General features: G+C 49.4%; 14 protein-coding genes. All 14 read left to right on the top strand.

The features are described from left to right. Nucleotides 1–266: 266 nt before the first annotated feature. The 14 genes from Q2J39_RS01405 (at nt 267) to Q2J39_RS01340 (ending at nt 14,059) form a co-directional block, all read left to right on the top strand. Entirely contained in the window at nt 267–839 is a 573-nt protein-coding gene (locus Q2J39_RS01405; protein WP_230268207.1) for a hypothetical protein, read from the top strand. 424 nt (nt 840–1,263) lie between these two features. Continuing rightward, nucleotides 1,264–1,992, top strand: coding sequence for a hypothetical protein (locus tag Q2J39_RS01400; protein WP_288338943.1), 729 nt, complete (start codon nt 1,264–1,266; stop codon nt 1,990–1,992). A gap of 235 nt (nt 1,993–2,227) precedes the next feature. Beyond that, nucleotides 2,228–2,488, top strand: coding sequence for a hypothetical protein (locus Q2J39_RS01395; RefSeq protein WP_230268205.1), 261 nt, complete (start codon nt 2,228–2,230; stop codon nt 2,486–2,488). A 321-nt stretch (nt 2,489–2,809) separates the two neighbouring features. After that, a complete protein-coding gene (locus Q2J39_RS01390; protein ID WP_230268204.1) occupies nt 2,810–3,844 on the top strand; it encodes an ABC transporter substrate-binding protein in 1,035 nt (344 codons plus the stop codon). A 2-nt stretch (nt 3,845–3,846) separates the two neighbouring features. Continuing rightward, nucleotides 3,847–4,794 carry an ABC transporter permease gene (locus tag Q2J39_RS01385; RefSeq protein ID WP_230268203.1) on the top strand — a complete coding sequence of 316 codons (948 nt, stop codon included), beginning with the start codon at nt 3,847–3,849 and terminating at the stop codon, nt 4,792–4,794. Beyond that, nucleotides 4,794–5,588 (top strand): ABC transporter ATP-binding protein, encoded by a 795-nt coding sequence (locus Q2J39_RS01380; RefSeq protein WP_230268202.1) that lies wholly within the window; start codon nt 4,794–4,796, stop codon nt 5,586–5,588. Before Q2J39_RS01385 ends, Q2J39_RS01380 begins: the two co-directional genes overlap by 1 nt. A 661-nt stretch (nt 5,589–6,249) precedes the next feature. Continuing rightward, nucleotides 6,250–7,389: a glucose-1-phosphate adenylyltransferase gene (locus Q2J39_RS01375; RefSeq protein WP_230268201.1), complete on the top strand. Its 1,140-nt coding sequence runs from the start codon at nt 6,250–6,252 to the stop codon at nt 7,387–7,389. Nucleotide 7,390: 1 nt separating this feature from the next. Beyond that, nucleotides 7,391–8,542, top strand: a complete 1,152-nt coding sequence (locus tag Q2J39_RS01370) for a sugar phosphate nucleotidyltransferase (protein ID WP_288338944.1) — start codon at nt 7,391–7,393, stop codon at nt 8,540–8,542. Further along, nucleotides 8,542–9,978 (top strand): glycogen synthase GlgA, encoded by a 1,437-nt coding sequence (glgA, locus tag Q2J39_RS01365; protein WP_288338945.1) that lies wholly within the window; start codon nt 8,542–8,544, stop codon nt 9,976–9,978. The genes Q2J39_RS01370 and glgA overlap by 1 nt, the downstream gene beginning before the upstream one ends. A gap of 171 nt (nt 9,979–10,149) precedes the next feature. Next, on the top strand, nt 10,150–10,869 hold the full coding sequence (locus Q2J39_RS01360) for an alpha/beta fold hydrolase (protein WP_288338946.1): 720 nt from the start codon (nt 10,150–10,152) through the stop codon (nt 10,867–10,869). Next, a complete protein-coding gene (locus Q2J39_RS01355; RefSeq protein WP_288338947.1) occupies nt 10,866–11,402 on the top strand; it encodes a DUF523 domain-containing protein in 537 nt (178 codons plus the stop codon). Before Q2J39_RS01360 ends, Q2J39_RS01355 begins: the two co-directional genes overlap by 4 nt. A gap of 54 nt (nt 11,403–11,456) precedes the next feature. Next, entirely contained in the window at nt 11,457–11,723 is a 267-nt protein-coding gene (locus Q2J39_RS01350) for an HPr family phosphocarrier protein (protein WP_288338948.1), read from the top strand. Nucleotides 11,724–12,021: 298 nt separating this feature from the next. Beyond that, nucleotides 12,022–13,731 carry a phospho-sugar mutase gene (locus Q2J39_RS01345; protein WP_288338949.1) on the top strand — a complete coding sequence of 570 codons (1,710 nt, stop codon included), beginning with the start codon at nt 12,022–12,024 and terminating at the stop codon, nt 13,729–13,731. A 58-nt stretch (nt 13,732–13,789) separates the two neighbouring features. Continuing rightward, on the top strand, nt 13,790–14,059 hold the full coding sequence (locus Q2J39_RS01340) for a hypothetical protein (protein WP_288338950.1): 270 nt from the start codon (nt 13,790–13,792) through the stop codon (nt 14,057–14,059). Nucleotides 14,060–14,249: the final 190 nt, after the last annotated feature.

The raw sequence follows: 14,249 nt of genomic DNA, 5'->3' as shown, positions 1-14,249 counted from the left end.
TTTGTTCAGGCAACGCAATTCTTGAAAAACGCATGCTGCAAGATAATGGAAACAGAGAAAGACGATCTATAAACCGATCCATACAGGGAACGGTTCCCGCGGATCGATTCGCCGCTTTTTTCCGATTTGCTTCTTCTTTTTCACGTTCTTCCTTTGTTCTGGATTTCGTAAGAAAGCCAAACGAAGCGTTGAGCGGCGCGGAAAAGGATCGGATAGAAGAAGCGGAAAAGGGAACGAGTATAGATGGTCGAAATGGGAGGTTTACTATGAACGAAGAAAAAAGCACGATGCATCCCGAAACAGCCGAAACAACAAAAGACGAGAAAACAGTTCTCGATCAGGATATGAAAAAAGATCTGGCCAGCGCCGAAGAAAAAGCCAGTCAGGTTCGTGAAAGCGTAAAGACGGACTTCCAGCAGGCGGTCGATCAGGCCCATGCGAAAATGGCCGAAGCCGGCGCCTACGCGGAGGCCGCAAAAGAAGAAGCGCAAAAAGCCGAAGAACAGGTGAAAGCCGATTTCAGTCAGGCTGCTAAAGAAGCAGAAGCCGATTTTAATCAGGCATCGAAAGAAGCCGGTTCGCAGCTCGAAGACTACGCGCATCAGTTTGGCGAAGAAGTCGACCGACGTGCAGACGCCTTTGATGATCGCTTCAATGAACTTTCACAGGATGCCCGCGAAAAATTCGGCGAGTTCCGTGAAAAAGCTGTGGATCATGTCGGTGATTTCGCGCAGGAAATGCAGGACGATCCAAAAGCCGCTCTGATTGAAGCCGGCAAGGTGTTCCTGATGGTTGCCGGCGGCATCGCGCTGCTTCGTGCCCTGTTCGGCAAAAAATAGAATCAAGTACAGATATTGAATCAGTAAATATTGCTCGAGCAGACAGGGAATGAATTACGCTCCCTCAAGCCGGTCCCAGAAAGAAACGGACGGGCTTGAGGGAGCTTTTCTTGGGGAAATCTGTTGTTCCAGGTATTCCTTTTGGATCGAAAATTATCGCGGCCATTTTTGTGAGAAAGAAATTTTTGTGAGAAAGAAGATATATAGGACTGGATATAGACCGGATCCAGTTTAAAGTACTGGAAAGAATGTGTACAAAACAAGGACGTTTTGAACGTTCTGTCAAGCGAATACGGGCATAAATGGCGATTTTTGTATGAATTTGATCTTCGTTTCTGACGGTCGTATTTGATCCTTAAGATATTTTTTGCAACAATCAAACGGAAAAGGCAGCCGCTTGGCCGCCATTGAAAGGATCAGAACTATGAACACAGCAGACATTCAGGTCTGGAAAGATATTTTCAGTCAGCTTCAGACGAACATTCAGGACAACGATCAGATGATCCGAGAGATCAAGGAACAGATCGCTCTCCAGGAAGAACGTAACAAACAGGAAATCCAGAAAATGGTGCAGACTGCGACGAGCCAGAAAGAAGAACTCGAATCCCTGCTCGCTCAGGTCAGCCAGGACGGACTTTTTTCCCTTCCCGCCGACGAAGAAGCCAGAAACGCCTTCGAAAGCAGCCTGAAGGAACGCATCGAGCAGTGCACGCAGGTTATCGACTTCGCGCAGAGCCTGCTGGGCATGCCGGCCACTTCGGAAGAAACGCTCGACAAGATCCGTCTGGGCAGCCGCAAGGACAAGGAAATCCAGGATGTGGTCGCTTCTGGTTTCTCGGAAAGAAGCCTGCTTGGCAACTGGATCCACTACTTCCAGAAAGATCTCTACACCTGCCAGAGCTTCTGGGACGATCATGAATTCAAGGAATACGACTTCCGCGGCAAGGAACTGATGGAAGAAAGAAGCGGCAGCTATGCGGTCGAAAACGGCAAGGTGCTGCTTACGTACCCAGACGGCAAGAAGATGGTCTATGTCGTAACCGGCTATTCCGATGACTGCCTCGACTATCTGATCTCCGGAACGCCGATCCGCTTCGACTACATGCCCGAGGACATTCTCAATACGCTGCTCGAAGAAAACGCCAACGCCTAACAAAAGCCCGCTCGAGCGGGAAAGAAAACGCTGCAGAAAATCGTCTGCACAAAATCAGCAGACAGAATTGATACAAGATGAAAAACAAAGCCGTCCTTTGAACCAAGGAAAACGTTCTTCCCAGTTCAGGGACGGCTTTTTGTCTGTGCATGCGGATTTATCCTTTCGGGCACGGGACAAGGGCCTTTGTACAAAGGATCGTATAATTGTACTGTCAAACAGGAGGCTGATGATTATGGCTGAAGAATTCAAAAAGTTTGAAGACAAGGTTCTGAGTGACGAAGTTCGTCATGACGAGCGTGAAATTGATAAGAAACGTGCGGACATGAATATGCATGTAGTGGAAGAGGACGCCGACAAGTCCAAATTCATGAAAGAGCTGCGTGAAAAAGAAATCGACCATGACGAAAAAGTGATCGAACGCAAAGAACAGGCAGCTGCCCGTCACGAAGAAAAAATCAAAGAAAACGAAAAGAAAATCAACGGCGTCGACTAAATCATCTCCATACAGACCCGTATGAATGCGGACCTTTTGCGGTCCGCTTTTTTCATGGAAATCGAGTGGAAAGCGGTTCTGTGCTTTTCAGTGCAGGAATCGGCTGTAAATTCGGAAATCGTGTAAGAAAAAGAACGGCCGTTCTGTTCTTGAAAAGCGAACAAATTGAGAAGCAAGGTCCAAGAATTGCAAGATCGGATGAAATTCCGCACTCTGAAAGCTAATTTCATGAAAATTTTTGAAAAGTCTTTTTTTACAATGACGCAGAATGTGTGAATTGTGTAGAATGTGTGCAATACGAAAAAAGGAGACATTTATCCAATGAAACTGCACAGATATTCCATTGCTGCACTGAGTGCTGCGCTCCTCTTTGCCGGATGTTCCGGAAATGGCGGCAGCTCCTCCACAGCCAGCAGCGCCGATGGTTCCAGTATCACCGCGGCAGCCGATGGCGCTTCCGATGTCAAGATCGGCATCCTCCAGTACACCGAACATCCCGCACTCGATGCGGCTGCTAAAGGCTTTGAAGATTATCTTAAGGAAAACGGCTATGCCGATGCGCAGATTACCTTCAACTCGGCACAGAACGAAGTGGCCAACTGCACATCCATTGCCCAGAAATACGTGAACGACAAAGTAGATCTGATCTACGCCGTCGCTACGCCGGCCGCGCAGGCTGCAGCCAACGAAACTAAGGACATTCCAATTGTCATTTCCGCGGTAACCGACCCTGCAGATTCCGGTCTGGTGGAAAGCAACGAAAAGCCAGGCAACAACGTAACCGGCTCTTCCGACCTCAACCCGATTGAAGCGCAGTTCGATCTGCTCAAGGAAATCGTACCGGATGCGAAAACCGTAGGTCTGCTCTACTGCAACGCCGAAAGCAACTCCGCGTTCCAGATTGAACTGGCGAAAAAAGAATGCGAAGCCCGCGGCCTTGAATTCGTGGAAGCTTCCGTAACCGACTCAAACCAGATTCAGCAGGTTGTTGAATCCCTTAACGGAAAAGTCGATGCCATCTACGTACCGACCGATAACCTGATGGCCGAAAGCATGGCGACTGTATCGCAGATCGCAACCGGCTTTGGCATCCCGACCATCGTCGGCGAAGAAGGCATGGTTTTAAACGGCGGACTTGCCACTTATGGTATTGACTACTACAAACTCGGACAGCTTGCCGGCGCACAGGCCGTAAGCATCCTCAAAGGCGAAAGCAAACCGGAAGACATGGCCATTGAATACCTGGCTACGGACGACTGCACGCTTTCCTTCAACTCCAAGACAGCAGAAAAACTCGGCCTCACGCTGCCGCAGTCCGTTGTTGACCGCGGTACAGACGTTACCGTTGAGGAATAGGAATGGCGCTTCTGTTTTCTCTGGAAGGTGCTATTGGACAGGGAATCCTCTGGGGCATCATGGCCCTGGGCGTATATATCACCTTCCGCCTGCTTGACTTTGCGGACCTGACCGTCGACGGCTCCTTCGCAACGGGAGCGGCCATCAGTTCGGCCCTCATCTTAATGGGCGTCAATCCGTATCTGACCGTACTGGCTGCGCTGATCGTTGGCTTTCTGGCCGGCGCAGTGACTGGCTTCTTCAATACGGTCTGCAAAATTCCGCCGATTCTTGCCGGTATTCTTTCCCAGATCGGTCTGTACTCCATCAACCTGATGATCATGGGCAAATCCAACATTCCGCTCATGAACGAAAGCACCTGCTTTTCCTGGCTGACCGATCACATCCCAGCCATGGGCTGGATCACCCCGGGCTATCTTTCCGTCATCTGCGTCGGCATTCTGTTTGTCATCGCAACGATTGCGCTGCTCTACTGGTTTTTCGGAACCGAACTCGGCGCGTCGGTTCGTGCGACGGGAAACAACCCGAACATGGTCCGTGCCAACGGCGTGTCGACCAACATGACCACGATGATCGCGCTCATGCTTTCCAATGGACTGATCGCCATGTCCGGCGCGCTGGTCTGCCAGCAGCAGGGCTACGCGGATGTCAAAATGGGCATCGGCGCCATCGTTATGGCTCTGGCTTCCATCGTTATCGGAGAAACCATTTTCGGACGCAAGGGCGGATTCCTCCGTCGTCTGATCTCCATCGTTGTCGGAAGCATTTTGTATCGAATCATTGTTTCGCTCGTTCTGCAGCTCGGTCTGAACCCGGACAACCTGAAGCTCTTTACAGCGCTGCTCGTAGCTGCAGCCCTGAGCATTCCGGTCGTTCTTGAACACCGCGCACAGACGTCCGCCTATAAGCGTCTGACCGAAGCGGTCGAAAGCGTGGAGGAGAAGTTCTGATGCTGAAAATCTCACATGTCTCCAAAACCTTTAACAAAGGCACCGTAAATGAAAAGAAAGCGATCAGCGATCTGAATCTTCACATTGAAGAAGGCCAGTTCGTTACCGTCATCGGCGGCAACGGCGCCGGCAAATCGACGCTGCTCAACCTGATCGCCGGCGTATATCCGCCAGACTGCGGGCACATCGTTCTCAACAATACCGACGTTTCGCTCATGCCGGAGCACAAGCGTGCCAAATTCATCGGCCGTGTCTTCCAGGACCCGCTGATGGGTACGGCAGCCGATATGGAAATCGGCGAAAACCTGGCTTTTGCGGCAAGACGCGGACAGGGACGTACCCTGCGCTGGGGAAATACCAAAAGCGAACAGCAGAAATACCGCGATCAGCTCGCTACGCTCGGACTCGGTCTGGAAACCCGCCTCACCAGCAAGGTCGGCCTGCTTTCCGGCGGCCAGCGCCAGGCGATTACGCTGCTCATGGCATCGCTTCAGAAGCCGGACCTGCTTCTGCTCGACGAGCATACCGCAGCGCTTGACCCGCTGACGGCTAAAAAAGTTCTCGATCTTACAGAAAAAATCGTCAGCGAAAATAAGCTGACGACGCTGATGATCACCCACAACATGAACGATGCGATCCGTCTGGGAAACCGTCTGATCATGATGTACAACGGAAAGATCATCTACGACGTAAGCGGTGACGAAAAAGCTTTGCTGACCGTAGAAGATCTCCACAACAAGTTCAAGGAAGCAGCCGGTACCGAATTTTCCGATGACCGCGCGGTCCTGATCTAACCCTGTATTCTGCGGCAGGAAACAGAAGAGCCTCCTTCTGGATCCTGCCGTTTTTCTATGGCCTTCTTACGCCATAAGAGAACGGCACGCAAATCGAGAGAGCAGGAGTGCAGGAATCGAGAGAGCAGAAGTGCGCGAATCGAGAAGGGAAGAGAGAACAGGCAAAACGGACGGAAAGAAAATGCCTGCCATACTAAAAAATACAAATGTGCGCGTTCAATCTGTACGGATTTATGCATGAAAACGCTACATTTTAAAGCCGCTTCTGCGGCCAGCAAGTGCCGTTTTCTGAAACCAAATGAAAGAGCAGAAAAAGGCGATCCAGTCTACCCTTCGAAAGCCATTTCAGTCCGATTTTTTATCACGATTCGGACTGAAAGTAGCGGGTTTTGTCATGGTTTAAACCGGAAAAAAGGCAAACATTGCAAAAAGTGGGCAAAACCTTTCCATTTGACAATTCGACACAAATAGTGCATCTAATTCATCAAAAATGAAATCATTATTGTATAAAAGAAAACATAAATGTAAAGAAATTATTTCTACCCATGACTATTTCTCTATGAAAGCCCATACAATTTATCCCTCAAAAAGCACGCGGGCGGGTGTTTGAAAAGGCTACAAGTGCTATACTTTTAATGAAATTAGTTTCAGGAGGAAAACTATGGATAACAACAATATGCTCGCCATGATTCTGGCTGGCGGGCGCGGCTCCCGTTTGTATCAGCTGACGAATAAAACGGCAAAGCCTGCGGTATATTTTGGCGGAAAATACCGCATTATTGACTTCCCCCTCAGTAACTGTGCAAACTCGAACATCAACGTTGTCGGTGTTCTGACACAGTACGAACCTGTACAGCTCAACGCGTATGCGGGCGCTGGACAGCGCTGGGGTCTCGATACCCGCGGCAGCGGCGTATACGTCCTTCCGCCTAGTGAAAAAGACGACACCAAGTTCGGTGTTTATCAGGGTACCGCCGATGCGATCTACCAGAATATCGACTTCATCGACGAGTTCAATCCTGGATATGTTCTCATTCTGTCGGGTGACCATATCTACAAAATGAACTACGACAAAATGCTCGCAGCACATCGCCAGAACGACGCGGATCTGACCGTAGCCGTTCGCCCGGTTCCATGGGAAGAAGCGCCACGCTTTGGAATCATGAACTGCGACATGAACAACCACATTCTTGAGTTTGAGGAAAAACCTGCCGAACCAAAATCCAACCTGGCTTCCATGGGCATCTACATCTTCGACTGGCCGCTGCTGCGCGAAATCCTGATCGAAGATGCCAAGGACAAGGATTCCAAGCACGACTTCGGCATGAACATCATCCCGCGTCTGCTCGCTGACAAGAAGCGTCTGTTCGCCTACAACTTCAGCGGCTACTGGAAAGACGTTGGAACGATTGACTCCCTCTGGGAAGCCAACATGGACCTGATCGACCATAACGATGAACTCGACCTTGGCGATCAGGACTGGAAAATCTACACTTCCGATATTCCTGTACTTCCGCAGTACGTATCCCCGACTGGACGGGTTAAACACTGCTACATCAACCAGGGTGCTGTGATCCGTGGCGAAGCCGTGAACAGCGTTCTGTTCAACAACGTCACCATCATGGAAGGCGCTGAAGTAAAAGACAGCGTACTCATGCCTGGCTGCATTGTAGAAAAAGGTGCAAAAGTGTACCGCTCAATCGTTGCCGAAAAAGTTGTTGTCGGCGCCGGCTCCACTGTAGGTTCGCCGGATTCGGAACATATTTACCTGGCTTATCAGGACGTGAAAGGAGATAACTAATATGATTAACGCACTTGGTATTGTCGCCTTCACATCTCCTGCCATCTATGTCAGCGGTGTAGGTCAGTACCGTCCAATGGCAGCGTTCAACTATGTAGGACGCTACCGTCTGGTCGATATTCCAATTTCCAACATGACCAACTCCGGCATCCAGAACATTCAGGTTTACACCAACGGCGACCCGAAAGTTCTGTTTGACCACATTGGCAGTGCCCGTCACTACAACATCAACAACAAGCACGGCCACGTAGCGATTATTCCGGTAGGCTACAGCGGCCTTTCTCAGGAATATTCTTCCGACCTGCACGGCTACTACTCCAACCTGGATGAAATCGAAGAAGATAATCACGATTACGTGATCATCGCTCCGGTCAACTGGGTCTACAAGATCAACTTCCAGAATCTGCTTGCGAAACATATCGAATCCAAGGCAGACATCACGCTGCTTTACCATCATGAAATGAATTCCCGCGATGCCCGCGACTTTCTTAGCTCGAACGTTATCTTCAAAAACGAAGCCGGCGAATTCGATCACGTGGAAACGTACATCGGACAGCCGGAACTCGGCCCGCGTGGTGCAGAAATGGATGTATTCCTGGATACATACATCATCAACAAGAAAACGTTCCTGAAGATGGTGGAAGAAGGTCACGAATGCTCCGAACTGTACTGGCTGACTGACATGCTGAACTACGTTGCAGACAATCCAAAATGGGATGTCAAGATCAACATGGTCGACTATCCGCACGTAATCTTCCCGATCCTCAGCAAACGCACATACTTCAAGTCCAACATGGCAATGCTGAACGAAGCCAACATGAGCTTCTTCAACGATCCAAACTGGCCAATCTATACCCGTACCAACGATTCGCCTCCGACAATTTATCTGGGTGAAGGCACCGCTTCCGGCGCTCTGATCTCCAACGGATGCAAAATTGAAGGCAACGTTCAGGGTTCGATCATCGGACGTAACGTTACCGTCGGCAAAGGATCTCTGATCAACAACTGCCTGATTCTGCCGGGTGTTGAAATCGGCGACAACATCATGCTGACCAACTGCATTGTCGACAAGGACGCCAAGGTTGTTCTCAAGCACGAAGTAACCGGCAACGAAGAGAACCCGGTTTATCTCAAACGCAGAGGTAATTATTAATGGCTTCTATTTTAATGGCGGCTGCAGAAGGCCTTCCATTCGTTAAGACCGGCGGACTGGCCGATGTAATCGGTTCTCTGCCAGCCGCTCTTGCGGAAATGGGTCACGAAGTGAAAGTTGTTCTGCCGCTCTACAAAAAAATTGCAGAAAAGAATTTTCAGGATCTGACATACTGTGCTTCCTATACGGTAAACATCAACTACCGTGAAGTGCCGGTAACGATCTATTCCCAGACCGTGGGCAAAGTGGCTTACTTCTTTGTTCAGCACCAGGGCTATTTCGAACGAGATGCGCTCTACGGCTATCTGGATGACGGCGAACGTTTCGCTTACTTCCAGAAAGCTGTCATCGAAATGCTGAACCAGCTCAACTACTGGCCCAACATCATCCACTGCCACGACTGGCAGACCGGCATGATTCCGTGCATGGTTAAGGAAACGCATTCGAGCGATTCCCGCTATGCCAACATCAAGTTTGTCTACACGATCCACAACCTGCTCTTCCAGGGTAACTTTGGACCGGAAATGACCGACTCCTGCCTCGGCCTTCCATACTACCTGCTCGACAATGGCAACATCCGTTTCGACGGCGGCGTATCCTTCATGAAGTCCGGCATCCTCTACGCCGACAAGATCACGACCGTTTCGCCGACCTACTCGCAGGAAATCCTGACGCCGCAGTACGGCGAACATATGGAAGCCGTACTGAACATGCGCCGCTATGACCTGTGGGGCATCGTAAACGGTATCGATACGGCTGTATGGAACCCGAACACGGATCCGGCTCTGCCATATCATTACAACAAGATCACCATGTCCAAAGGCAAAGCCCAGGACAAGGCAGCGCTTCAGAAGGAACTCGGCCTGGAAGTCAATCCGCATGTTATGCTCGTCGGCGTAGTTTCCCGTCTGACCTACCAGAAGGGCTTCTACCTGATGCTCGAAAAGTTCCAGGAACTCGCTAATGCACCAATCCAGCTGGCGATTCTTGGTACCGGCGAAGACGCCATCCAGAACGCATTCCGCGATATGGAAAACCAGCATAAAGGCAAAGTCTGCTTCTATCGGGGCTACAACGAAGATCTCGCGCACCGCATTTACGCCGGCAGCGATCTCTTCCTGATGCCTTCTCTGTTTGAACCGTGCGGCCTCAGTCAGCTCTGCTCGTTGCGCTACGGCACACTGCCTCTGGTTCGTGAAACCGGCGGTCTGAAAGATACCGTTACGCCTTACAACGAGTTCGACAAGACTGGGAACGGCTTCAGCTTCTCCAACTACAACGCGGATGAAATGATGAACACGCTCAATAACGCGATCAATGTTTATTACAACCGTCCGGAAGACTGGAAAATTCTGCAGATGAACGCCATGAACAAAGATGTTTCCTGGCAGAATTCCGCTGAAGTGTACAACAGACTGTACGACACTCTGATGTAAGAATTACCCTATGTAAACGAAATGCTTCCTGCCATAATAAGCGGGAAGCATTTTTCATTTTGCGCGGATGGAACAGGACAGGAAAATCTGCGCAGACAGCCGTGAAAAAATGCACGAAACTGCCGGTCGAGAGCGGAATGTCTGGAGAAGAATGTCCGGAGAAGAGAGCCTATGGAAGAATCGTTTGAAAATAACTTTCTGGAACAGGGAAAAGGGGAAACCCTGATCCTGCTTCATGGAAACGGGGAAGAAAGCAGCTATTTTGAAAAGCAGATCGAAGAATTCTCCAGATATTATCGCGTGATCGCAATCGATACGCGCGGACATGGAAAGACGCTCCGAGGCAGAGCTCCATTTACCATTCGTCAGTTTGCACAGGATCTGAAGGCGTTCATGGATCAGCACAATATTGTCCGGGCGAATCTTCTCGGCTTTTCCGACGGGGCCAACATCGCCATGATTTTTGCGATGAAATATCCTGATCGCATCGACCGGCTCATTCTGGACGGCGGAAATCTGACCCCGGACGGTGTTCGGTCTGGCACACAGATTCCTATTGAAATCGGGTACAGAATGGCCAGTTTCTTTAAAAAGTTCAGTCCAAAAGCCAGAACAACTGCGGAACTGCTGGGACTGATGGTGAACGATCCGAATATTAATCCAGAGGATCTGACGAAGATTCAGGCACCGACGCTGGTCCTTGCAGGAACACGTGATGTCATTAAGGCTTCCCATACAAAAGCAATTGCCAAAGCCATCCCAGATTCCAGACTTGTCTTTATAACCGGCGATCATTATGTGGCTGCAAAAAATCCGCAGACGTTTAATGCAGCCGTTCTTCACTTTTTAAAACCGGAGATCACGCCGTCCGGCAAAAAGGAGTGTTTATGAAAACGGAAGATATCCTTTCCAGTCCAAATCCAAGTTCTAAAAGAGACACCAGCAGCTGTACCGGATTAGCCGAATCTGAGAAGGTTGAAGCGTCCAGTCTCGAAGGAAAAACAATTCTGGTCAGCGCCTGTCTGCTCGGTGAGAAGTGCCGCTATGACGGGAAAAGCTGCCGGGATGAGGCGGTTATCGCATTAGGTAAACGCAATACGCTAATTCCGGTCTGCCCGGAATGTCTTTCCGGTCTTCCTACACCGCGAAAGCCTATGGAAATTCTCGAAGATCGAGTACGGACAAAAGACGGAGACGATCTGACGGCGACCATGGAAGGCGGCATCGATAAGGCTATGGAAATCGTAAAGGAGAAACAGCCGGATCTGGCTATTTTGATGGAACGGTCGCCTTCCTGCGGAAGTTCCATTATTTATGACGGTACATTTTCATCCAGACTCATTCCTGGGAAAGGTTTATTTACGCGCAAACTGGAAAAAGAGGGAATTCAGGTTGTCGGAAATCACGCACTTCAAGGTTGTTAAAACTATCAGGTTGCTTTAAAATCAGATTGTAAGCGATTCAGGAGGAAATGAATCATGAAACAAGCAACAGTTAAGGTTATTGACCCGGTAGGACTTCACGCACGTCCTGCTACAGTGGCCGTAAACGCAGCCAGCGGATGCAAGAGCGATGTCGTTCTGAACTTCAAAGGACGCGAATCCAACATGAAGTCCATCATGGGCGTTATGTCCCTGGGCATCCCGACACAGGCCGAAATCGTTATCTCCGCTACTGGTGACGACGAAGACGAAGCCATCGACAACATCGTTAAAGCACTGCGCGCACAGAAAGTCATTGAATAATCCGACACAGAAAAAAGGCTCTCCGGAGCCCTTTTTCTTTATCTGGAGATCACAGACCGCAAGCAGGTCTGGCCAGTCGGATGGACTGTGCGTTTTGCCGGTTTGTAACCAGATGTTTTCAAAGAATTCCCGCTTATTGCCTTGCCGTCCGGTCGATTCACACGCAGAAAAGGATTCCGAAAATAAACAGTTTGAAATCAATCTTTTTCATTGAGGAATACAAGTTTTCGGGCAGAAAAGTCATAATCGACCGACGATTGATTCATGTTATAATTTTTGCGAAATCGGAGGTTAAAAAATGTCTGTTGTTGAAGAACGTTATCAGAAATGGGTCAACAGCCCAAACCTGGACGCGCGTTATAAAGAAGTACTGGAAAACATGACTCCAGAAGAAAAGAACGACGCGTTCTACACCACTATTGAATTTGGAACTGCCGGTATGCGCGGCCTTCTTGGTCCGGGAACAAACCGTATTAATATCCACACCATTCGCAAAGCTACCCAGGGATTTGCGGACTACATCAAGGAAAATGGTCCGGAAGCCTGCAAAAAGGGTATTGCAATCGGCTACGACAACCGTCACATGAGTAAGGAACTTGCCTTTGACTGCGCCGATCTCCTCGCCAAAAACGGAATCAAAGCGTATGTGTTCGAAAGCCTTCGTCCTACACCAGAACTGAGCTTTGCGGTCCGTCACCTCGGCTGCTTCGGCGGTATCATGATCACCGCCAGCCACAACCCCCGTCAGTACAACGGCTACAAGCTCTACGATGAAAAAGGATGCCAGCTCGTCCCGGATCTGGCTGCCAAAGTCATCGAAAAAGTCAACGCGATCGAAGATGAACTTGCTATCGATACCAACATTGCCGATGAGCAGAAAAAGCTCATCACCGTTATTGGTGAAGACGTTGACCGTCCATACTACGAAGCCGTTAAGAGCATCCAATTGAACCCGGATGTAAAGAAAGACGTCAAGATCGTATTCTCCCCAGAACACGGTACCGCCAATGTACCCGTTCGTGAGATTTATAAGGAAACCGGCTACACCTGCATTCCTGTTCTGGAACAGTGCACCCCGGATCCGGATTTCTCGAATACTCCGACACCAAACCCGGAACAGCCAGGCGCCTATGAACTCGCTCTGAAATACGCGAAGGAAAACGACGCGGATATTATCCTCGTCTGCGACCCAGATGCGGACCGCATGGGCGTAGGCGTTAAGCACAGCGGCGAATACGTTGTCATGACCGGCAACCAGTCTGGTGCTGTACTGCTTGAGTACATTCTCAGCCAGCTCGATGCCAAGGGCGAAATGCCGGAAAACCCGGTTATGTTCAACACCGTCGTAACTTCCGATCTCGGTGAAAAAGTAGCTTCTGCTCATAACGTAGAAACTGAAAAAACGCTGACTGGATTCAAGTTCATCGGTGAAAAAGTAGCCAACTACGAAAAGACACACGCCAAGAACTATGTCTTCGGTTACGAAGAATCCTACGGTTCGCTGATCAAACCGTTCGTTCGCGACAAAGATGCACCGCAGGCCTGCCTGATGCTGGCGGAAGCAGCTTCCTGGTACAAGAACAACGAAGGCAAAGACCTCGTTGACGTTCTCGAAGAGCTCTACGCAAAACACGGAACCTACGAAGAAAGCCAGGTTGCGGTTGAACTGGAAGGTGAAGCCGGCGCCAAGAGAATCAAACAGATTCTTGCCGATCTGCGCAGCGAAGCACCAAAAGAAATTGCGGGAACACCAGTTGTTCGCTTCGAAGACTACAAGGAATCCGTAATTAAGGAAAACGGCGAAACCAGAGAACTCACTGGATTCGTTAAATCCGACGTTCTGAAATACTATCTGGCCGACGGTAGCTGGATTGCGGTACGTCCTTCCGGAACGGAACCAAAATGCAAGTTCTACTACTGCATTAAAGGAACCGATCACGCAGACGCTCACGCCAAAACGCTGAAATACCAGAAAGTCATGGCGGAACTGACTGGCACTGCGGCTTAGTTTCCTGACTTACTCAGACTGACTCTGCACTCCATCGGCAGACGATATGAATGATTAATTGAAACCCTATATGCGGGCTGGATCCAGCAGGATATTTCCTGAAACGATCCGGCCCGCATTTTTGCGTATTCCAGTCAGAAAGAGCAGGGAAGCGGACTGCCGATCGGGCAGGCGCAACTCGGAAGGACTAAACGCAACGATTGTGGTTGAAGGACTAAATGCAGCCAGAAAAGGTTCAATGGTTGCATTTACTATTTCAATTCACTCACCAAAAGAAATTTCACAAATTGAAAAGTTCGTGGTTGCAATTGGTTTTGAGCAGTGGTAATCTAATCAGGCGTCAAGGGAAATTTTCCTTAACGTTTCAAATCACTGTTATTTATCAAAGAAAACGCATCAAGTTAAATATCAAAAAGATTTCACAATATGTGTTGACAGAGATAAATGGCAATGATATGATAAACAAGCCTTGTGAGAGACATCGAGTTTCTCACAAACAGATGGCTCTTTGAAAACTT

The sequence above is a fragment of the uncultured Allobaculum sp. genome (assembly GCF_948576815.1).
Taxonomy (GTDB): Bacteria; Bacillota_I; Bacilli_A; order Erysipelotrichales; family Erysipelotrichaceae; genus Allobaculum; species Allobaculum fili.
This window is presented reverse-complemented; position numbering and strand designations above follow the sequence as displayed.